A 21,231-nucleotide genomic window follows, 5' to 3' on the forward strand; every position below is an offset into this window, starting at 1 on the left:
GTGCCTGCTCGGCGATAAAGCGCGCGTTGATCAGGCCCCAGCGTGAAACAGGCCTGCGACGAAAGGATCGCAGCACGAAGTTGGTTGCAATCGAGTGGTCGAGCACAAGGCCGGTGCCATGCCGTCTTCGGGCACAAACCCTATCGGTGAGCCGCGCATCCGCGCTGAAACGCCAAGCCCGGTAATCTCCGCCGCGCCTGCGCTGACGCTGCCTGACACCGGCTTGCGCAGACCGCAGATAATTTCGGCCAGTTCGCTTTGTCCGTTGCCGTCGATGCCCGCCACGCCCAGGATCTCGCCCTGGCGTATCGTCAGCGAAACACGGTCAAGCGCCGTTAGTCCGCGTTCGCCGCGCGCGACAAGATCCACGCATTCCAGAACCGGATCTCCTGGTGCGGTCAGACGCGGAACCCGTACCGGCTCGACGTCCCTGCCGACCATCAGTCGGGAAAGCTGCCGCATGTCCGTCTGCCCGATGTCACGCTCGGCCACCAACTGGCCGTGCCGCATGACGGAAACCGTATCGGCGACCCGCATCACCTCATCGAGTTTATGCGTGACGAATAGGATTGTGGTGCCCGCGTCGCGCAATGCCTTCACGCGCTCGAGGAACGAGTCGATCTCGTTGGGCGCCAGCACGCTTGTCGGCTCATCCAGCACCAGTATCCTGGCGCCCCTGTAAAGCATTTTCAGGATTTCCACCCGCTGGCGCATGCCGATCGGCAGTTTCCAAACCGGCTGATCGGGATCGACAGCGAGGCCATGCCGCTCGCTCAACGCAGCGATTCTTGCCGAGTGCTGGCGCAAGTTGAGCGGACTGTGCAAAGCGCCGAGACCGAGTACAATGTTTTCGGTAACGGTCAGTGCCTCGGCCAGATGCATGTGCTGGTGGATCATTCCCACGCCATTGGCGATGGCATCGGCCGGCGACCTGAAAGACACGGCCTTGCCATCGATCTGGATGCTTCCCTCGCTGGGCCGGTAGAGACCGAAGAGCACGTTCATGAGCGTGGTCTTGCCTGCTCCGTTCTCGCCGAGAACGGCTCGAGCCGTTCCCCGCTCGACCGAAAGATTGATATTGCTCAGCGCGCTGAAGCCACCGAACCGTTTGCTGATCCGGTCAAGAACTAGGTACGACAACGACCTCTCCCGCTGTTTTCCAGGGCAGCCGCCGGCCCGGGTTCGACATTCACGGCAGGCAACGGACCCGGAGGGCCGATTTCGCCGCAATCGCGGTTCTCAGGCGGGTTCGATGACAAGTTCGCCGGCCCTGATCCTGGACGTCAACGCTGCGACCTCAGCGACGGTGTCGGCCGGAACGTCAGGCCCGAACGTCCCCAACCGCACCACATCTGGATTGTTGAAATCGTATCTGTAGTTCTTCCCGGTCAGGCCTTCGTCCCTAGCCGTGGTCAGCAGCGCGACAATCAAGGCCTTCACGTCAAGGATCGATGACTGCAGCATGATGTCGGGCCATTTGGTGATGGCGTCGTAGTAGAGCCCGAACGCCTTGGCGCCCTTCTCGCGAACGGCCTGCAAGACGCCCTGCGTGGCACTGTCCATTGTAGGCCAGATGATATCCGCTCCCTGTGCGATCTGGTTCAGCGCAGCCTCCTTGCCCTTGGCAACATCGTCCCAGTCGCCGGTCCAGGTGGCGAACACGGCGCCATCAGGTCGGGCAGTCTTGAACCCGGACTCGAAGCCGGCCAGCGTGTCATTGGTGAACTTGAACTTCTGCGCCTGGATCAGGCCCACCTTCCCGGACTTCGACAGGCGCCCGGCAAGAACGCCCAGAACGTAGGCCGGCTGACTGAAATAGAAGTCGGCCGTGCTGACGTTGTTTGCGGCATGAAGGCCGTTGGTGACAATGAAACGGGTTTCGGAAAACCGGGCCGCGACGCGGTCAATCGCATCCTGGAACTCTCCGCCGTGTCCGATCACATGGGTGAACCCGCGCCGTGCATAGTCCGAGAGAACCTCGACGTGATCCGGTTGTGTCACCTTTTCGCTGTAGGCCGTCTCGATGCCGAGCTTTTCGGTCGCGACCCCCATCGCCTCATAGCCCGACTGGCTCCAGCCATGGTCTGTGATGGCACCCGGCATGACAATCGCCGCCTTCAGGGTACCGGCGGTGGCGAGGCCGGTGCGCGCCAGCAAAAGCGCCGGCGCGGCCAGGGCCACTGTTCCAAGCAATCCGCGTCTGGTGATCTTCATCAGGTTCTTCCTCCCAGGAATTGCGCGGTCCCAGCGACTGACGCTTCCGCACGCCGGCTACTAACTGCTTGCCGTGCGGGTCACTCAAGTGAGCAGTTCTCAAGAGGGGTTGAATGGAGGATGGCCAGATGGTTGTGCTCAAGACACGTTGAGGTCTTTTCATTGGCAAGGGCCGCTCGCTTCGCCAGAAGCTGCAATCCGGAGGTTGAAGGATGAATGACGCATCATTGGCCGCACAGGCACGCCTGCTGACTGAAAACATCGAAACGCCGGACACGCTCGTTCGGCGGGCGCTTGAGAGGGCCAAAACTACGACCGGTGTCTTCATAAGTCTGATGGAGGAAGCCGCGTCGGAAGAAGCCCTGGCCGCGACGCGACGACGGCGCGGCCATACACCGCTCAGCCCTTTCGATGGCATCCCTTTCGCCGTCAAGGACCTGTTCGACGTCAAGGGCTCGGTTACCGCGGCAGGCTCACGGACAAGACTGGCTGTGGCTGCAGCGCAGCGCGACAGCGCTATCGTGGCCAATCTGCGCAGGCTCGGCATGATCCCGATCGGCAAGGCCAATCTCAGTGAGTTCGCGTTTTCCGGTCTCGGTCTCAATCCCCATTTTGGTACCCCCGCCGCCTCGGGACAGGAAGACCGTGTTCCCGGCGGCTCGTCTTCGGGATCAGCCATCGCGGTCCAGCGCGGTATAGTCGCAGTCGCGCTCGGGACGGATACGGCCGGCTCCGTGCGTGTGCCGGCCGCTTTCAACGGCATCGCCGGCTTCCGACCTTCAAGGGGACGGTATGACATGCGCGGCGTCTATCCGCTTGCCGCGAGCTTCGACACCGCCGGCCCGTTGGCGAAAAACGCCGAGGACTGTTTTTTGATGGACGCCCTGATGCGCGGCGCCGCGCCGACCAATACGCCCGCGCCGCGCCACTTCATCGTTGAGCACAGTCTTCTCGATGATCCTGATCTCGAGCCGGCGGTTGGCCAAAACCTGCTGGCGTTCGGCGATCTGCTACGATCGCGCGGAATGCTTGTCGAACGGCGCGTCATCCCGTCAATCGGCCGCGCCAGGGCTGCCATCGCGGAGTTTGGCTGGCCCGGCGGCTTCGAAGCCGCGGCGTTTCATCGGGATATCCTGGCGTCGCAGGACCGTGCGCTACTCGACCCGCGTGTGGCTGCCCGCCTCGATATCGCGGCTGCAACGCCACCGGAGAATATGATTGCCTTGCGGCGAATCCGGACGGAGCTGATCGGTGCGCTGCGCAGTGAACTCGACGGCGCCATCCTGATCCAGCCGACCGTTCCCCATGTTGCCCCGTTGCTGGCTCCGCTGGCAAGCGATGACGAACGCTTCGCCAGACTCAATCTGCGTACGTTGTCGATGACGATGATTGGCAGTTTTCTCGACATGCCAGGACTGGCCGTGGCCTCTGGAACCGACTGGCAGGGGCTGCCAACATCGGTGCTGCTGACCGGCGCAAGCGGCTCTGACGATGCGGTCCTTGCCGCCGGGCAGCTGGCACATGGCCACGGCATCGATAGTTTTTTGTAACAGCGGTTGAGAATATCCCATTCGTGCGGGCGTCTTCGCAATGGCAAGGATGTTGCCATTGAAGGAGAACAATCATGGCGCCATCCCGGGCAATGAGCGAACTGAGCATCGCCGACGGCCGCAACGGCAGTTCGTCCGGCAGCGTGTCCGAAAACGGCATCCCGATCCTCGGACAGCTCTATGAAATTCCCGCCCGCGAGGGTCGCGCCGTCGTCGTCGGTGCTGGCCAGTCGCTCACCATCATCAACGTCCATGGCTCCCAGGTCTGCGATTTCTGGGCCTTCAACGCGGCCGACCTCAACGAATTCTCGTCGATGCCGCACCAGCATGCGGTCGCGAGCGGAATCGGGCTGCGCAAGAAAGACGGGCTGATGAGCAATGCCCGCCGTCCCCTGATGACCGTCATCGAGGACACCTCGCCAGGCGTTCACGATACGGTTGTCGCCGCCTGTGACGTCCATCGTTATCGTCAGCTGGGAGCGCAGGGCTACCACGACAACTGCACGGACAATTTCAGACAGGCACTGCAGGCTATCGGCCACCAGCCGGTCACGGTGCCAGCCCCCCTCAACATCTGGATGAACACGCCCGTTGCGGCCGATGGTTCGATTTCCTGGCTGGCGCCAGTCTCATCCAGCGGCGACCGGTTCGTGCTTCGCGCCGAGATCGATGTTGTTGCGGTCATGTCGGCGTGCCCGCAAGACATGGTTCCGATCAACGGCGCTGACCTGATGCCGCAAAGCCTTGCGTTCATTGTCGGTGAGGGAGATTGATCGGATGATCCTTAACCCCATTGCCTGGCCGAACGGGGCCCAATGCGCATGCTCGATATCGTTCGACATGGACGCCGACAGCCTGATCCACATTGCCAGGCCGCGCGACGGTTTCAACCGGCTCTATCCCATCACAATGGGCCGCTATGGCCCGACAGTGGCGGTGCCGCGGATCCTGGAAACCTATCGGCGCCTCGGGCTGAAACAGTCGTTCTTCATACCCGCCTGGACGATGCAGCAGTACCCGCAGGCAGTGGAGGCAATCCTGCGTGACGGTCACGAGATCGGCCATCACGGGTTCCTGCATGAAGATCCCACCACCATCGCGCAATCCGAACAGCGTCACTGGTTCGAACAGGCTCTCGAAGTCCATCAGCACATGACGGGCAGGAAACCCACCGGTTATCGGGCACCTGTGTACAATGTCACTCAGGGAACCGTGGACCTGCTTGTCGAACATGGTTTCAGCTACGATTCCTCGCTGATGGCCGACGACATTCCCTACCTGATGAAAACCGCGGCCGGAGAGCTGTTCGAAGTGCCGCCGCACTGGGGCAATGATGACTGGCCGGCCTTCGCGCATTTCGAGGAGATCGGCTATATGATGCCCGTGCGCTCCCCTTCGATTGGCCTGTCGGCATTCGTCGAGGAGTTCGAGGCCCACTACGAGGCCGGGGGATTATGGATGCCGGTCTGGCATCCCTTCCTGACCGGCCGGCTCGCGCGCTGGCGGCTGGTGGAACAGTTTCTCGAAAGGATTCTGGCCAGCCACAATGTCTGGTTCGCGCCGCTTGCCGAGATCGTCGCGCATGTGGATGCCTTCCGGCGTGATGGGGGCCATGTGCGCGTGGAGAACCTGCCTTACTATGACCGCCCAGTGGCGCTGATGAATGATAGTCGTCAGGCGGCAAGTCCTCTGTAGGTGTTGCCGAAGTCGGCGGCTTCGCTACGCAGCCAGTCGGTGAACCGTCCAATGGTGCGCCTGGTCTTGCGCGTCGGAACAAAGGCGACGCGGTAGCTGAAACCGTCCAGGTCGGGACCATCAATCCGCGCCAGCCTGCCACCTTCGAGGCCTTCGGCGACCATGACACTGGAACACAGAAGAGGCCCGAAGCCGCGTTCCATGGCATGCAGCGCGAGACTTTCGTCGTTGATCCAGGACAGTCGGCAATCCTCCGCGCCTGCCTTGCCGGCGGTGCGTAGCCACTTCGCCCAGGTAGGACAGTCGATCGACCTGTTGTGCCATCGATATGCCAACAGCGGACGCGTCATGTAGTCTTCTATGCTGGTCGAGGCACGGGCTCCTGCCGGGATGGCGACGGTGGCGTGGTAGACGTCGGCGAGAAGAGGCAGCGACGAAAGCTCGTCGCCGACCGGCATGCCGTACCGGATCGCAACGTCGGTGTTGGCCGGACGCATGTCCACCACAGCATCCGATCCCTCGACATTCACGCTCAGCCCCGGAAATGCTTTTGTGAAGCGGGCGAGCCGGGGCATCAGCCAGCGCTCCGCGAAAGCGCGCGTCGTGGTCACGGTCAGCGTGTCCCCCTGGCTCCTGTCTTCCAGTTCCTCGAAGGCTTCCGCAAACCGGTCGAAGCCCTCGCGCAATGCCGGAAACAGCCTTTCGCCAAGCACGGTCAGGGTGACGGCCCTCGGGGTGCGATCGAACAGCTTCTGCCCGATCTGCTCCTCGAGATGACGGATCTGGTGCGAGATCGCAGTCACCGTCACGCAAAGTTCTGACGCCGCAGCCGTGAAGCTGCGGTTGCGTGCGGCAGCCTCGAATGCGCGGATGGCGTTCAAAGGCGGTATCTTGCGCATGCCTATCTCCTTCAGACAATTCGTTGCAGATATGGCGCCACCGCGGGCTCCGGCAGGACCGAAAGAACCTTGAGCCGGTCGAGCGTACGGCGGCCTTCGTTGTGCAGATGCGCGGCATGAAAAGCCGCCGCCTCGTCGAATGCGCCCGCCAGCAACCTGTCGATGATTTCCACGTGCTCGGCGAAGGTCGCGTCGTCCCGGTAGATCCCTATGAACTGTGCGAACAGCGCGTCCACGATCATCGGCAGTCGACATCCATGCAGTATCTGGCCTATGCGCTTGTTGTCGAAGTGCCGCAGGCAGGAAATGTGGAGGTCCCGCTCGATGCCTTCGACGACACCCCTGGCGATCTTGCCCTGCATCGTCATGGCGTCCAAAACCGTCTCGCGCATCTCGGCCAGGTCTTCTGGCCGCAGTTGCGGCGCTGACTGTTTCAGCGCGTGCGGCTCAAGCAGCATGCGCACTTCGCGGTCTTGCCCGATAGCCTGTGCCGTGACCGGTCCCACCAGCCATGACGAGTGAAGATTTTTCTCGACCAGACCGGATTCGCGCAGGCGCCACAGCACTTCGCGCGCAACCGGGCGACTGACGCCAAAACTGTCGGCAAGCCGCTGCTCGTCAACCCGGTAATGGCCGAACGCGATGGCGACCATGATGGCAGCCTCGACGCTGGCGATCATCTGGTCCGCCGCCAGCTTGCCGTCCGGCCTGACTGCTTCATCGAGCAGGAAATCCTGCCCCGACAGACGCCGCTTTGTCAGTGGCGACCCTTCAGGCCGGCCCGCGACGGCAAATCCGCGCCCGTCGAAACGCTCGATGAGACCCTCATCGGCGAGGGTGGCCATTGCCTTGCGTACCGTGCCCCGGCTCGTCTCGAAGACGAACGAAATCGGGCCTTCCAGCAGGATCAGCCCGGGCTCGAGCGCGCCGGTTCTAATCGCAGACGCGATCTGAAGGGCGCAACGCCGGTACAGCGCAACACTCGCGCTTTGCTGATCTGAACTTTCTGAAACCGAGGGCTGCATTGAACCTGTCGCAACGGGAGCATTCAGGCGGCTCCGTTTCCGCGATGATTACGTCCCACAAAAAATGAAGCTTGTAAACAATAGTCGTATTTCGCAGTATGGAGAAGACCCCGAGGATCACCGATCATGCCCGCCGCCCACGATCCGCTCTCCCGTCCTGCCGTTCACACCAAGCCACGTATTCTGCGGGTGCTTGGCACCGCATCCACGGTGCTGGACCCCATCCTTCGGCAGGCGAAGGCCGATCTCGGCTTCGCAGTCGAGGGTAAGGTGCTTGATGGGAACGTGGCCCACCAGGTCGGTGTCGTCGCGCCCGAAAGCTTCGACGTCTACGATCAGTGGTTCCACAATCTCGAATTCGTCTGGACTGCTCATTCCATCCGTCCGATCGAGCTCGACCGGATCAGAAGGTGGAGCGATGTCGGTCCACTCGCCCGCACCGGCAAGGCGGACACAGCCCTGCCGCCGGTGCCAGGCGGCGGGCCGAACAGGCTGCTTTACGTGCAGGGGGACGGTCGCCTCGCCGAAACGCCAGGCGAGCGGATCAGCATGCTGCCGCTGAGCCATTGTGCCGACAGCTTCGGTTATCGCCGCGAACTGCTGCCGGATGGAGCGGATATTGGCGCGGAGAGCTGGTCATGGCTGCTCGATCCAGCCTGGAAGCGCGTGACCCTGCAGAGCAATGCTTCTATTGGCGCCATCGATGCCATTTTGGCCGTTCAGGCTGCCGGTCTGGTCCAGTTCCGCGACCCTGGCAATCTGTCTGTCGCCGAAATCGACAGCCTGATGAGTGTTCTCATGTCATTGCGCCGACGCGGCCATTTTCCCCATTTCTGGGAAACCCAGTCACAATCAGCCGAGCTGTTCGCAAGAGGCCGCGCCCGCATCGGCAGCATCTGGTCCTCGGCGTTGGTGTTGCCGGCACTGCGGGGCGTCGACATCAGGACCGCGGTGCCCAGGGAGGGATATCGCGGCTGGTTTGGCGGCATGGCGATATCGCGACACACCGAAGGTTACGCTCTCGACATGGCCTATGAGTATATGAACTGGTGGCTGGACGGCTGGCCTGGCGCGGTCGTGGCCCGCCATGGCTACTACTTCTCTGCCCCTGAACTTGTCCGCAAGCACCTGAAGGCCGCGGAATGGGACTACTGGTACGGGGGCCTGCCTGCCGCGGAGGATCTTGCCGGCCCATTCGGTGACCCCGTCATCGGGCGGGGCCATGTCAGGGAGGGAGGCTCCTATCAGGAGCGCGTATCAAGGATAGCCATCTGGAATGCGGTAATGGACGAGCACAATTACCTGGTCAGGCGCTGGCATGATTTCCTCAGCTTTCGCCACTGACTTGGTGATGGCGAGGGTTGATGTTGCCCGCAGCACGCGGGCATTGCCGCCGCAACGCGTTGGGGCGGCGGCTCGTTGCAGGCCTCAGGCGGCCGCCTTGAGGCCCGAAGCGATAGAAATGGCCAGCGCCTTTGCTTTCGCTTCTGCCTGTTCGACCGATTTCGCGCGGCGCTCGCCGCCAAATTCTTCATATTCTGCCGATATCGTGTGAATGCGGGACGCGCCTAGATAATGTGCGCATGCCGCGATGCCGGGATCGAGCGCATTCATGTGCCGCCGGATGCCGTCCTCGAAACCGAATTCACCCCGCGAAGACACCACCACCAATGTCTTATCCCGCAGAATTGGCTCTATCGGGAAGTCGCCGCGCGTGAGGTCAAAAGAAAAAGTGCGTCCGATCCGCGCGATCTGGTCGAACCAGGCCTTGAGAGCCGCCGGCATGTTGTAGTTGTACATCGGCGCCCCGAGCACAATCACATCGGCCTTTTCGACTTCGTCGATAAGTTCGTCGGAACAGGCAAGCGTCGCCTTCATGGCGTCGGTGCGCGCCTCGGGCCTGGTGAAAGCAGCGGCAATCCAGTCCTGGGTCATGAACGGTGGCGGATTGGTGCCGACGTCGCGGTAGATGACTTCATCCTGACCACGCTCGGCGAGCCAGGCCTCTACAAATATCCTGCCAAGCCGGCGGGAGTGCGACCGTGCGACGCGAGCGCTCGAATCTATGTGCAGTATCGTAGGCTTTTTCATCAGGGCCACCTCTAAGCTGAAGAAGGCCGGGTTACCGTGGTGTCTCCTCAAGCGCAAAATCGAACTCCTCAAGCGCCTATGAATTGCGCTCAACCGTGCCTGACCGAATTGGGAGCTGCTCGACATAATCCACCGTCCCCTCGAAGAGATAGTCTGCACCGGTGGCGACGATCGGATCTTCCGGCCGCACGCCGAAACGCAGCGCGTCGCCGGCGGACTTGCGAGTCCACCCCTCAACAACCTGCGGTGCCAAGTCTAACCCGTTGATCGCCACAATTTCGATCCCAACAGGTCCCGCTCAGCCGGCTTCTCAGCATCAAGACCGCGGAGACCTCCGAGGCGCCGGGCCATTGATAAGGCCTCCGTCAGTAAATCTTTGGCTGTGCGGATTGACAAATTATGAAACTGTATTCATTTTCATAATTGAAACAGACAAGCGCCGCAAAAGGCGCGCCAAACATGGGGAACTGACATGAAGTCACTGATCGCACTGTCGACGGTTGCAGGATTGACTCTCGCAGGCTCGGGAATTGCGAATGCGGAGGATGCAGCGCTTTCTGGCAAAACAGTCTGTGTGAACAGATATGCGTCCGCACCCGTCATCGACGACATCCTCAAAGGCATGAACGATGGGCTTAAGGCTTCGGGCGGTGAAAAGGTGGTTCAAAATATCCAGAACCCCGAGGCTGACGCCGCTACACAACAGACGATCGCGCAGCAATTTGCCACTGGTGGCTGCGATCTCATCGTCGTCATTGGCACCGCCGCAGCTCAATCCATACAGCAGGCGACCAAAACCGTGCCTGTAGTGTTCGTCGGCGTGTCAACCCCGGTCGAGGCCGGTATTGTGCAGTCGCTCGACAAGCCCGGCGGCAACATGACCGGAGTCTCGGATCCTCTTCCCGTCGAATCGGAAATCGACGGCATGTTGAGTATTCTGCCGACGATCGAGACAATCGGTCTTATCTACAAGGTTGGTGATCCCGCAGGCGATCCGCTGGCGGCGCGCGCTGTCGCGCACATTGAAAGCAAAGGCTTGAAGCACGTAACCGCGGGTATCGCCAATGCCGGTGAAACCACCCAGGCGGCGCAATCTCTTGTAGGGCGCGTTCAGGCGATCGAGTTTCCCTGTGACACGACGACGATCTCGGGCATGGCCGGAGCGCTGAAGGTCGCCAAGGACGCCAAGCTTCCCGTGTTCGGCTGCACATCCGATGCCGTCAAGGGTGGCGCGATCCTGGCGGGCAGCTACAGTTATGTGACCGTCGGGGAGAAGGCAGCCGACCTTGTGGTGGCGGTGCTGAAGGGCGCCAGCCCCGCAACGACACCGGTGATCATCCCCAAGATTGCCGGCTTCGAGATCAACAAGACCGAAGCGGGCGCTTTGGGGCTCAAGATTCCCGAGACTATGATGACCTCGGCAGTCAAAACCTACTGAGGCGAATTTCGATGCTCATCGATGTGCTTGTGATCGGAGCCCAGATCGGGCTTCTCTATGGACCGTTGGCGCTTGGGATTTACCTAGCGATCAACGTGCTGAGCCTGCCGGATCTTACCCTTGAAGGCTCCTTCGGCCTTGGTGGTGCAGCCGCGGCAAGCAGTCTCCTCATGGGGTTCGATCCGATCAGCTCGCTGTGGCTCGGCATGTGTGCCGGCGCGCTTGCCGGACTTGTGACGGCTCTGCTGCACGTGATCCTGCAGATGAACGTTCTGCTCGCGGGCATTCTGATGACCACGGCGGCATGGTCCGTCAGCATCGCGGTGATGGGCACGGGTAATGTCTCTCTCGTGCGGGTGGAAACGTTGTTCACCTGGGCCGAGCATCTGGGCCTCGGCAACCAGTCCGCTTCGATACTTGTGGCGGGTGGTGTCACCTTGATTTTCGCCACTCTCCTGGTCTGGCTCCTGCACACCGGATACGGCCTCGCGACGCGCGCAAGTGGGCTGAACATACAGACCGCGCGCAGCCTCGGCATCCGCACGGAGATGCACCAGGTTCTTGGCCTCATGCTGGCTAATTCATTGGCGGCCGCATCGGGGGCGCTGGTGGCGCAGAGCCAAGGGTTTATGGATGTCTCCATCCAGGGCGGCGTGATCGTGGTCGGCCTGGCGGCCTTGACGATCGGGACCAGTGTCATTCGTTCCGACAAGGTCGCTGTCGGGGTGACCTCCGTCATCATCGGCGTCATCATCTATCGCTGTATCGTGGCGCTCAGCCTCAGAATGGGCATTCCGCCCAACTCCGTTCGGCTGATCACGGCGTTGCTGGTCTTCGCGTTCATCGCGGCCCGCATCCACGGCAAGGGCACGCTTACGATTTCCGGGTTCGAAGGCTGGCGTGCCCGTCGGCGCAAACATTTGCAATTCTTGGAGAACGATCGTGTCACCACCCTGCTCTGAGCGACGCATTGGTGGCGCACCACCAGCGATCCGTCTTCGCCACGCGACGAAACGCTTTGCCGGCCTTGGCAAAAAGGAAGTCTTCACCGCGCTGGATGATCTGACCCTCGATATCGCGCGCGGCTCCTACGTCGCGCTGATCGGGTCCAATGGCGCTGGCAAGTCAACCTTGTTGTCCATTCTCATGGGGACGCTGCTACTCGATGAGGGATCGCTTACGATTGACGACGAGGACATGAGCGAGAAGCCCTCATGGCAGAGGGCTTCCAAGATTGCCCTCGTTCGCCAGAACCCCGAGCACAACGTGCTGTCCTCACTCAGTATCGAGGAGAATTTTGCGCTCGCCGTGATGGGCAAGGAGCGTGCCTTTCGTCTTCGCCGCTATGACCGCGCTAGCGTGAGGCTGGCCGCGAGAAGCGCGCTTCAGCGATTTGGCATGGGACTGGAAGATCGGCTCGGCGAATCGACGGGCACTCTGTCCGGAGGGCAACGCCAGGCAGTGGCGATGGCGATGGCCGCGGTCCGCAATCCGCGCGTTCTGCTGCTCGATGAGCATGTGTCGGCGCTCGATCCCAAGCGCGCGAACATCGTGGCTGACGTCACCGAGGAGATCGTGCGCGCGCAAGATATCACGACGGTCATGGTCACGCATGATCTTGGTCATGCGCTCAGCCACACGGATCGCGTGCTGATGATGCATCGCGGCAAGGTGGTGATGGATCTGTCTGGGGAGAAGAAAGCAGCGCTCGACCTGGCCGAGTTGGCCGTCCAATTCGAGAGACTGGTCGGTGAGGCACTGCCTGACCGCACGCTCCTTGCGGCGGCTTCCTGATGAGGGACAAGATGACGGATCGGAACGCGCCAAAGGCCTCGCCGGCCGGACCCTCGTCAGGCCGGAGTGAGGCGGCCCTCGCCGGACCGCATTTGGCATTGGGTGATCGCTACGTCGCCGCGCTCAATGCGCAGATCAAGGGCGCGGGTGGCGAAGGCAAGAGTGCGCGGACCCGGGCAAAACTGAAGCGGGCGGCGTTCGATTGCTTGACGGAAAGCGATCTTGCCAGCCTGACGATTGGCTCGGTGACCGGCAAGGCAAAGGTCGCGGCAGGGACGTTCTACCTGCATTTCGACAGCATCCGCGACCTGGTGCTTGAGGTCTTCTCGGAGTTCGCCGCGGTCGACATCGCGCCGGCAATTCCCGAAGGCGACGAATTTGTCGACCTGTTCTCCCAGATGAAGGCGACATTCGTCGAAATCGTGGGAGCGTTCCGACGCCGTCGGATGTTCTTCCGGTCGCTGTTCCAGATGAAGCGTCAGGACGCGGAAGCCAACGCGGTCTGGCTGAGGCTGACAGCCCAGTGGGCGGAAATACTTTCGGCCATCGCGAGGGATCATGCGAAGCAGCCTGTTCCCGCAGCGTTCGACCGATTTATTGGGCACGCAACGAGTGCGTTGGCCGACGAGATCATGACCCGTATCTATGTCGACGAGATTTTTGGCGCGGCGTTCCCCGACGATCCGCGCAATGACGAGCACGTGGCGGAGCTCCTAGCCTTTACCCGCCATCGCATGCTGTTCGGATCCGACCCCGACCCGAAGCTGCTGACAGCGAATTCCCCACTCAATGGTTTCTCTTACCCTGCCAAGCGGTCCTGAAAAGACCCGCCACGCAGGCAACATTGCGAGGATACTCATGACACTGCGCTATCAGCATTTCATCACGCCCGAAGGCACGAAAGAATTCCCGAAAGTCGTCCGTGGTGAGGGCATCTATATCTGGGACAGCACCGGTCGCCGTCTGCTCGACGGATCGTCGGGCGCCATTTCGGTTAATGTCGGCCATGCCCATCCCAGGGTCCTGGAAGCGATGCGCGACCAGATGGGGCGCATCATCTACGCGCACAGCATGAGATGGGACAACGACCCGAATGAGCGGCTTGCCTCCAGACTCGAGCGCTTGAGCAACTGGAATTATGGCGCCGCGTTCTTCGTCTCCGGCGGCTCGGAGGCCAATGAGGCCGCGATCAAATTCGCGCGTCAGGTGGCGGTGGCGCGGGGTCAGGCATCACGCTTCAAGATCATCAGCCGCGTTCCTTCCTATCATGGTGCAACGACCGCCCTTCTCGGCATCACCGGTGACCCCGACTATGCGGCAGCCTACAGGCCGATGTTTGTCGACATGCCAAAGATCGACGCGCCGTTGATGTATCGGCGCCCGGCCGGCGAAAGTGAAGAGGATGTCGTCGACCGCTGTGTGCGGCAGCTGGAAGAAACGATCCTCAGGGAAGGTCCCGAAACCATCCTCGCCTTCATGATCGAACCAGTCGGTGGCGTGTCGACCGGAGCCCTGGTGTCCCCGGACAGCTATTCCACCCGCATCCGGGAGATATGTGATCGCTATGGCGTCATGCTGATCTACGACGAGATCATGAGCGGCGCTGGCAGGACGGGCAAGTTTCTCGCCGGCCATCATTGGCCGGATTGCCGGCCCGATATCGTCACGCTCGCAAAGGGCGTCAGCGGCTCCTATGCACCACTCGGCGTGGTCTTGGCGTCAGCAGACATGGTGAGCGATGTGCGCCGTTCCGGCGGCTTCAAGCACGGCCATACCTACTCGGCCAATCCCGTCAGCTGTGCTGCATCCGACATGGTTCTGAGGGTTGTCGAGGAAGACGGTCTGATGGAGCGGTCGCGGAATTTGGGCGCGCTGATCAAGTCCCGATTGGAGGACATCAAGGGCAAGACCGGCATCATCGGCGACATCCGAGGGCTTGGACTGCATATGGCCGTGGAGATCGTCGCAGACCAGGTCACCAAGGAACCGTTCGCGGCGGAAATGCGGGCGAGCGAGCGGATCGGAATGATCTGCCGCGACCACGGACTGCTGTTGTTCTCGCGGCGCACCGCCGGCGGTTCGTTTGGAGAATGGCTGATGGTCTGCCCTCCGCTGACGATCAGCGAAGCTGAAATCGAGGAAATGATGGAGTCGTTCACCGCCAGCATCCGCGCTTTCGAGAGAGAGATTTCGGCGAAGCCGGAATTGCGCGCAAGCGCCTGAACGCAGTGGCGGCAGCGTTGCCGCAATCAGAGAACTGGCTGATTGAACGGCGCTCGTCGAGTGCCGAAAGGAAGAGGCATGGGCAAAGCACAGATGATCGGGTGGGCTCACAGCAATTTCGGGAAGTCCGCCGCCCCGGACACCGAAACGTTGATGGCGGAGGTCGCTGGCCCGGCACTTACCCATGCCGGCGTCGGATCCGCCGACGTCGATGGCATCTTCGTTGGCGTCTACAACAATGGGTTCTCCCGACAGGATTTCCAGGCAGCCCTTGTCGGGATGAGCAATCACGAACTCGCAATGACGCCTGCGGTGCGTTTCGAAAATGCCTGCGCGACCGGTTCAGCCGCTCTTTTTGGTGCTCTCGATTTTATCGAGGCCGGTCGCGGACGCATCGCCTTGGTGATCGGCGCTGAAAAGATGACCGGCCTGCCCTCCAGCGAGGTCGGCGATGTCCTGATGTCGGGCTGCTATCGCAAGGAAGAAGCAGACGTCGAGGGCGGTTTCGCGGGTGTGTTCGGACGCATCGCGCAGACCTATTTTCAGCGCCATGGCGACAGATCCGAGGAACTTGCGATGATCGCCGCGAAGAACCATCGCAACGGCGTCGCCAATCCGGTCGCGCATATGCGCAAGGATCTGGGCTTCGACTTCTGCAACACGGTGTCGGAGCGCAACCCCTATGTCGCCGTTCCCCTAAGGCGAACCGATTGCTCCCTGGTTTCAGACGGAGCGGTAGCCATCGTCATAGCAGACGAGGAGGCAGCGTCCCACATGTCTCGAGCGATCGCATTTCGCGGCAGAAGCCATGCCAACGACTTCATGGCGCTAAGCCGGCGCGATCCCATCGCCTTTGATGGTGCGAGACGAGCTTGGGTAACGGCGCTCGATTCCTCCATGTTGACCATGGATGATCTCGACCTTGTCGAGACACACGACTGTTTCACCATCGCGGAACTGATCGAATACGAGGCGATGGGGCTGGCGTTGCCAGGTCAAGGGTTTCGCATCGTGCGCGAGGGGGTTGCGGAACGCTCCGGCCGGCTGCCGGTGAATCCATCTGGCGGCCTCAAGGCCAGAGGCCATCCGCTCGGCGCGACCGGCGTCTCGATGCATGTGATGGCGGCACAGCAACTGATGAACGAGGCCGGCGGAATGCAGGTCCCCGATGCCAGCATTGCCGGCGTCTTCAATATGGGCGGTGCCGCGGTCACCAACTACGTCTCGATCGTGGAGCGGGTGCGATGAACGGGGGAACCGCAGGTCCGATTGAACCGGTGTCGACGCGGGTGATGAACCTGTCGCATTTCGTCACCCAGGCGGCGCGCCGACTTCCCGAACGGATTGGATTTGTCTGGGGAGACAAGAGCTGGACTTGGCGCGAAATTGATCGGCGGATCGATGCAATGTCTTTTGCCCTTGCCGAGACCTATGGGGTCAAGAAAGGCGATCGCGTTCTGGTGCAGTCGCAAAACTGCAACCAGATGTTCGAGTCCATGTTCGCCTGCTTCCGCATCGGTGCGGTCTGGGTGCCAACCAATTTCCGGCAAACACCGGAGGAAGTGGCCTACCAGGCAGAGTCAAGTGGTGCCGTGGGAATGATCTGCGGCAACATGTTTGCTCACCATCAGAGCGCTTGCGCTGCTTCCAGTGCGCCTCTTCGCTTTTTTATATCGATCGGCGAATCCGAATACGGTCCTGACTACGATAGTGTCGTTTTGCAGCATGACGACAGACATGTCGAAACGGCGACAGTAGACCGGGACGACCCCTGCTGGTTCCTGTTTACGTCCGGCACGACAGGCCGGCCAAAGGCAGCGGTTCTGACGCATGGCCAGATGGCGTTTGTGATCACCAACCACCTTTGCGATCTCATGCCGGGGACGACAGAGGACGACGCATCGCTGGTGGTGGCACCACTGTCTCACGGCGCAGGCGTCCACCAGCTGACACAAGTGGCGCGAGGCGCCAAGACGGTGCTTCTGGCGACAGATCGCTTCGACATCGAAGCAGCGTGGGCCCTGATTGAGAAGTGGCGCATCACCAACGTCTTCACCGTCCCGACAATCCTTAAAATGCTCGTCGAGCATCCAGCTGTGGATCGGTATGACCACTCGTCGCTCCGACATGTCATCTATGCTGGAGCCCCGATGTATCGCACGGATCAAGAGCACGCCCTGACGAAGCTCGGGCATGTTCTGGTCCAGTATTTCGGGCTGGGCGAGGTGACAGGCAACATCACGGTGCTCCCGCCCAATCACCATCAGATGGGTGACGGTCCCGATGCGAGGATCGGCACTTGTGGCTTCGAGCGAACAGGGATGCGGGTTGCCATCAAATCACCCGAGGGCAAGGAGCTGGAACTCGGCGAGACGGGAGAAATTTGCGTGATTGGCCCTGCTGTGTTCCCCGGCTACTTCAACGATCCAGAAGCGAACCTAAAGGCTTTTCGGGATGGTTGGTTCTGCACCGGTGACGTCGGGCACATGGATAAGGAAGGCTTTCTATATATTACCGGCCGAGCGTCAGACATGTATATTTCCGGTGGTTCGAACATCTACCCCCGCGAAATCGAGGAGAAGATCCTCATCCATCCCGGCATCAGCGAGGTGGCGGTACTAGGATTCCCGGACCCAATTTGGGGCGAAGTTGGGGTCGCCGTTTGTGTCGCCGCGCCCGGCACCGACGTCGCAACGTTGGACATCGATGCTTGGCTGGTCGACAAGATTGCACGCTATAAGCTGCCGAAGCGCTATCTGTTCTGGAGGGAGCTGCCAAAGTCCGGTTATGGGAAAGTGGTCAAGAAGACGATCAAGGAATTGCTCGCCAGCCAGATCTAATCGACGCCGATCATAAACGTTTTCTGGTCAGACCATAAACCATGCTAGTCGAGAAGGCTGGAGCGTGCGTCGGTTGAGGGGCCGATAGCGGACTAGCTGCTTCTGGCGCAATATCTGCGGGAGCAGACGTTCAGCCGCTCCAAGTAGCGTCATGACAGGTTGATGTTGCTGAAGAACTTCGCAGGGCGACGTCTACTTACTCTCGCGGCCGCTTGAGGCCAGGAGATGCTGGCACTTGCAGCAGTAGCCCAATCACTCGGTGTCTTCTATGTCAAGGAGCTGCAGATAGGCGCTGGCGAGCATGGCTTGGTTGGCGGCATGCCGTACCCTCTCGTTCAGACCCCGTGAGTATGAAGGTCGCCGACCTCGCCCGGGGGCGCTTCTTCCGCCGGCAACGAAAAGCGCTCAAAAAAGCTAGGCACTCACAAGCCTCATAATGGTGTCGATATTAAATTCTAAGCGCTCATCTAAGGCGTCCCTGTCCATCAGGTCACGCTCGAAAATAATTGAGCCGGTGAAGCGGTTCGTTAGGTAATAATATCCAATTGCGGCGATAGTAATGTTCAGTTGAACGGGGTCGATCCCCGGTCTGAAATCTCCGCTGATCACGCCTCTTTCGAGTATGCTTGAGACCATCGCAACAAATTTACGGCTCGCCGTCTTGATCAACTGAGACTTCTTCACATGCTTGGCCCGGTGAAGATTCTCGCTGTTGATCAACGTGATAAATTCGGGGTTTTTCAAGTAATATTGCCATGTGAATCGAACAAGGCGCTCAAGAGCGTCCCTGGGCTCCAAATCGTCCAGATGGAGCTTCTGCTCGGCCGTCCGAATGTCGAGGTAGGCATTTTCAATGACGGTCTGGAAGAGGTTATCCTTGCTGCCGAAATAGTGATAAATCATACGCTTGTTGGCCTTGGCCTTCGCAGCGATGACATCAACGCGCGCACCGCCGAGGCCATTCTTGGCGAAATCACTCTTTGCCGCCTCCAGGATGCGAAGCTTGGTCGCTTCGGCATCGCGCGGTCGCCTCTTCTTAGCGCCATTTTTTGATTTCTCGGACGTGGCGTCCACTTCGGCCGCTCCCTTGGTTACCGTGCAGGCGACTGTGCTGATGTCGCTGAAAGTCAGTTCAATTGGCTGAGAAGTCAACAGGCCATGGATAGGGCTGCCGCTTGACTCGCGCACTCCAAAGAAGTAACTAGATAGTGCATTAAGCGACTGGGAGTGCCGACTGAACGGCGACGCTTCTCGACGTTGCTCAATAAATGCCCGCGCCTGCGGGTCGTTGCCAAATGGGAGGTAGCATGTCGACTTTCATCAAGGATTTCATCGAGCGCGAGACCATCAATCGGCGCAATTTCTTATTCGCCACGGCTGCCGGCATGGGAGCCATGGCCGTGCCATTCGGATTGGGTGGCGGCACCGCTCAAGCGGCTCTCACAGACCCGGCGATCGCCTGGTCCTACCGCGACCGCGCCTCAGCTTACTGGAACTCGATCGTGTCGGGTGGAGAGGCTTTCGTGGAATCTCTCGGCAAGCCGAAGGATTCCCTCGTCTCTCTGATCAACGAGGGATCCTCCGAAAAGTCGCTGGCTGACATCAAGGCGTTTCTTGCGAAAACCAACGGCAAATGCGCAATCGCCTGCGATGCCAATGACAGCCCGAACGCACGTCCTGTGGTTGAGGCTGTGCGGGATGCCGGCGCCTACATTTCCACCATCTGGAACAAGACCGACGACCTGCATCCGTGGGACGTCGGCGACAACTACGTCTCGCATATGACCTGGTCGGACGAAAAGCCGGCCGAGCAGACGGCGCGTATCCTGTTCGAGGCCATGGGTGGCAAGGGTGGCGTCGTGCATCTGGGCGGCATTGCCGCCAACAATCCGGCCATCGAACGTCTCAACGGCTTGAAGAATGCACTGAAGGATTTTCCCAACATCGAGCTTCTCGACGCCCAGCCCGCCGATTGGGACACGACCAAGGGCACGGAGCTGATGGCGTCCTTCCTGACGCGCTTCGGCGACAAGATCACCGGCGTTCACTGTGCCAATGACAATATCGCCTATGGCGTCATCGAAGCACTGCGCGCCGAAGGCATCGAAAACATGCCGATTGTCGCCTATGACGGAAATCCCGAGGCGGTGAAGCTTGTCATGGACGGCAAGCTTCTGGCGACCGTCTTCACCAATCCGCACTGGGGCGGCGGGATCACGGCGGCGCTTGCCTACTACGCCGCGACCGGCGCCTTCAAGCCGTCGGAGGAGCCGAAGGAACACCGCGAATTCTACGGCCCGACGGTCCTCGTCACCAAAAAGGATGCGGCGGATTTCAAGGCCAAGTACCTTGACGCTGTTCCTTCCTATAACTGGAAGGACTTCTGGGGCCCGAGCAACGGGCAGATCAAGTACAAGTAGGCGAAAAGCTCGATTGAGCGGCCCTGAAACGGGCCGCTCTCCTATTCACGGCATGCTTGGACGGGAGGCCGAAGTTGCCACGCATCCTCACGCGCGAGAACGCGATCCGCTGGGCGCCATTCCTGGTGCTTCTCGCGCTCGTAATTCTGTTCACGGCGATCAACCCCTCATTCCTGTCGCAGCGTAACTTCGCGCGCATCACGATTGCAGCCGCGCCCGCGCTCATGGTGGCGATCGGGGTAACCTTCATCATCATCATGGGCTCCATCGACCTTTCCATGGAGGGCGTCGTTTCCCTGACAGCTGTCCTGTTCTGCTTCCTGATGCTGGCGCTCGGCGGAACGCTGGCCTCGGGCGGCTGGATCGCAATCCCGGTCGTTCTCGTCGTCGGGGCCGCGATCGGTCTGGTCAACGGTCTCATTCACGTCAAGCTGAAGATACCATCCTTCATGGCGAGCCTCGCGCTCGGGTTCGTGGGCACTGGCGCCGCGATCCTCCTGACCGGCGGCGATATCGTCAAGTTCGAAGATCCGACGTTCCGCGCCCTGCTGACCTGGCGCATTCTCGGTTTCCCGCTGATGGTCTATGTCGCGGGCCTGTGCCTCGTCCTTGCCTGGTTCATCCAGGCACACACCCGCCTTGGGCGCTATTTCTATGCCGTCGGCGGCGGCGAGGACCTTGCCCATGCCTCGGGTGTCCGGGTGCAGCAAGTGCGGATGGCGGGGTTTTCGCTTGCCGGCTTCTTCTACGCCATAGCCGCGATCCTGCAGGTGGCCAAGCTTGGTCAAGCCGAGTCGGTCACCGGATCGAACTTCATGTTCGTGTCCATCACCTCGGTCGTGGTTGGCGGCGTGGCGCTGTGGGGCGGCGTCGGCGGCGTATGGAACACGCTCGTCGGCGTTCTGATCGTCGCCGTGATCAACAACGGCATGGTGGTCATCGGCCTGCCCGACTTCCTGCAGGCCGCCGTTCTCGGACTGCTCGTCATCATCGCGGTCATCCTGTCGACAGACCGGCGCTCGGTCGCGTTCGTCAAGTGAGG

Annotated in this window: 20 protein-coding genes and 1 pseudogene; 13 read left to right on the top strand and 8 right to left on the bottom strand. The window is 60.8% G+C overall.

What is annotated here, in order from left to right; genetic code table 11:
- Window positions 1–30: 30 nt before the first annotated feature.
- Window positions 31–1,230, bottom strand: a complete 1,200-nt coding sequence (locus AC56QQ_RS35265; RefSeq protein ID WP_497129627.1) for an ABC transporter ATP-binding protein — start codon at window positions 1,228–1,230, stop codon at window positions 31–33.
- Window positions 1,231–1,239: 9 nt separating this feature from the next.
- Window positions 1,240–2,214: a BMP family protein gene (locus AC56QQ_RS35270; RefSeq protein WP_497129629.1), complete on the bottom strand. Its 975-nt coding sequence runs from the start codon at window positions 2,212–2,214 to the stop codon at window positions 1,240–1,242.
- 212 nt (window positions 2,215–2,426) lie between these two features.
- Between AC56QQ_RS35270 and AC56QQ_RS35275 the strand changes: the two genes are divergently transcribed.
- The 3 genes from AC56QQ_RS35275 to AC56QQ_RS35285 all read left to right on the top strand — a co-directional run bounded on the left by AC56QQ_RS35275 (window position 2,427) and on the right by AC56QQ_RS35285 (window position 5,459).
- Window positions 2,427–3,764 carry an amidase family protein gene (locus tag AC56QQ_RS35275; RefSeq protein WP_497129631.1) on the top strand — a complete coding sequence of 446 codons (1,338 nt, stop codon included), beginning with the start codon at window positions 2,427–2,429 and terminating at the stop codon, window positions 3,762–3,764.
- A gap of 74 nt (window positions 3,765–3,838) precedes the next feature.
- A complete protein-coding gene (locus AC56QQ_RS35280; RefSeq protein WP_497129633.1) occupies window positions 3,839–4,537 on the top strand; it encodes a DUF1989 domain-containing protein in 699 nt (232 codons plus the stop codon).
- Window positions 4,538–4,541: 4 nt separating this feature from the next.
- Window positions 4,542–5,459, top strand: a complete 918-nt coding sequence (locus AC56QQ_RS35285; protein WP_497129635.1) for a polysaccharide deacetylase family protein — start codon at window positions 4,542–4,544, stop codon at window positions 5,457–5,459.
- On the opposite strand, the gene AC56QQ_RS35290 is transcribed toward AC56QQ_RS35285, so the two are convergent.
- The 3 genes and pseudogenes from AC56QQ_RS35290 to AC56QQ_RS35300 form a co-directional block, all read right to left on the bottom strand.
- Entirely contained in the window at window positions 5,438–6,358 is a 921-nt protein-coding gene (locus AC56QQ_RS35290; RefSeq protein WP_497129637.1) for a LysR family transcriptional regulator, read from the bottom strand. The genes AC56QQ_RS35285 and AC56QQ_RS35290 overlap by 22 nt on opposite strands.
- An 11-nt stretch (window positions 6,359–6,369) precedes the next feature.
- A complete protein-coding gene (locus tag AC56QQ_RS35295; RefSeq protein WP_497129661.1) occupies window positions 6,370–7,011 on the bottom strand; it encodes a GntR family transcriptional regulator in 642 nt (213 codons plus the stop codon).
- 192 nt (window positions 7,012–7,203) lie between these two features.
- Window positions 7,204–7,383 (bottom strand): annotated as a pseudogene (locus tag AC56QQ_RS35300) (hypothetical protein); the annotation flags it as partial.
- A gap of 126 nt (window positions 7,384–7,509) precedes the next feature.
- Between AC56QQ_RS35300 and AC56QQ_RS35305 the strand changes: the two are divergent.
- Window positions 7,510–8,727, top strand: a complete 1,218-nt coding sequence (locus AC56QQ_RS35305) for an ABC transporter substrate-binding protein (protein ID WP_497129639.1) — start codon at window positions 7,510–7,512, stop codon at window positions 8,725–8,727.
- Between the two features lie 84 nt (window positions 8,728–8,811).
- On the opposite strand, the gene AC56QQ_RS35310 is transcribed toward AC56QQ_RS35305, so the two are convergent.
- On the bottom strand, window positions 8,812–9,531 hold the full coding sequence (locus AC56QQ_RS35310; RefSeq protein ID WP_497129641.1) for an FMN-dependent NADH-azoreductase: 720 nt from the start codon (window positions 9,529–9,531) through the stop codon (window positions 8,812–8,814).
- Between the two features lie 19 nt (window positions 9,532–9,550).
- Window positions 9,551–9,748, bottom strand: a complete 198-nt coding sequence (locus AC56QQ_RS35315) for a hypothetical protein (protein ID WP_497129689.1) — start codon at window positions 9,746–9,748, stop codon at window positions 9,551–9,553.
- A gap of 198 nt (window positions 9,749–9,946) precedes the next feature.
- Between AC56QQ_RS35315 and AC56QQ_RS35320 the strand changes: the two genes are divergently transcribed.
- The 7 genes from AC56QQ_RS35320 to AC56QQ_RS35350 all read left to right on the top strand — a co-directional run bounded on the left by AC56QQ_RS35320 (window position 9,947) and on the right by AC56QQ_RS35350 (window position 17,769).
- Entirely contained in the window at window positions 9,947–10,912 is a 966-nt protein-coding gene (locus tag AC56QQ_RS35320) for an ABC transporter substrate-binding protein (protein WP_497129643.1), read from the top strand.
- 11 nt (window positions 10,913–10,923) lie between these two features.
- On the top strand, window positions 10,924–11,874 hold the full coding sequence (locus AC56QQ_RS35325) for an ABC transporter permease (RefSeq protein WP_497129645.1): 951 nt from the start codon (window positions 10,924–10,926) through the stop codon (window positions 11,872–11,874).
- Complete coding sequence (locus tag AC56QQ_RS35330; protein ID WP_497129647.1) at window positions 11,813–12,706, top strand: ABC transporter ATP-binding protein; 894 nt, start codon at window positions 11,813–11,815, stop codon at window positions 12,704–12,706. The genes AC56QQ_RS35325 and AC56QQ_RS35330 overlap by 62 nt, the downstream gene beginning before the upstream one ends.
- An 11-nt stretch (window positions 12,707–12,717) precedes the next feature.
- Window positions 12,718–13,527, top strand: a complete 810-nt coding sequence (locus tag AC56QQ_RS35335; RefSeq protein WP_497129649.1) for a TetR/AcrR family transcriptional regulator — start codon at window positions 12,718–12,720, stop codon at window positions 13,525–13,527.
- Window positions 13,528–13,564: 37 nt separating this feature from the next.
- Window positions 13,565–14,929 (top strand): aminotransferase family protein, encoded by a 1,365-nt coding sequence (locus AC56QQ_RS35340; protein WP_497129651.1) that lies wholly within the window; start codon window positions 13,565–13,567, stop codon window positions 14,927–14,929.
- 78 nt (window positions 14,930–15,007) lie between these two features.
- Window positions 15,008–16,177 (top strand): acetyl-CoA acetyltransferase, encoded by a 1,170-nt coding sequence (locus AC56QQ_RS35345; protein WP_497129653.1) that lies wholly within the window; start codon window positions 15,008–15,010, stop codon window positions 16,175–16,177.
- Window positions 16,174–17,769, top strand: coding sequence for an acyl-CoA synthetase (locus tag AC56QQ_RS35350; RefSeq protein WP_497129655.1), 1,596 nt, complete (start codon window positions 16,174–16,176; stop codon window positions 17,767–17,769). Before AC56QQ_RS35345 ends, AC56QQ_RS35350 begins: the two co-directional genes overlap by 4 nt.
- A gap of 414 nt (window positions 17,770–18,183) precedes the next feature.
- Here AC56QQ_RS35350 and AC56QQ_RS35355 read toward each other — a convergent pair whose 3' ends face one another.
- Entirely contained in the window at window positions 18,184–18,843 is a 660-nt protein-coding gene (locus AC56QQ_RS35355; protein WP_497129657.1) for a TetR/AcrR family transcriptional regulator, read from the bottom strand.
- Between the two features lie 233 nt (window positions 18,844–19,076).
- On the opposite strand from AC56QQ_RS35355, the gene AC56QQ_RS35360 reads away from it, so the two are divergent.
- Both AC56QQ_RS35360 and AC56QQ_RS35365 read left to right on the top strand, forming a co-directional pair.
- Window positions 19,077–20,189 carry a sugar ABC transporter substrate-binding protein gene (locus tag AC56QQ_RS35360; protein WP_497129359.1) on the top strand — a complete coding sequence of 371 codons (1,113 nt, stop codon included), beginning with the start codon at window positions 19,077–19,079 and terminating at the stop codon, window positions 20,187–20,189.
- A 74-nt stretch (window positions 20,190–20,263) separates the two neighbouring features.
- A complete protein-coding gene (locus tag AC56QQ_RS35365) occupies window positions 20,264–21,229 on the top strand; it encodes an ABC transporter permease (protein WP_497129361.1) in 966 nt (321 codons plus the stop codon).
- Window positions 21,230–21,231: the final 2 nt, after the last annotated feature.

This window comes from Mesorhizobium sp. RCAM 05099, assembly GCF_059683685.1.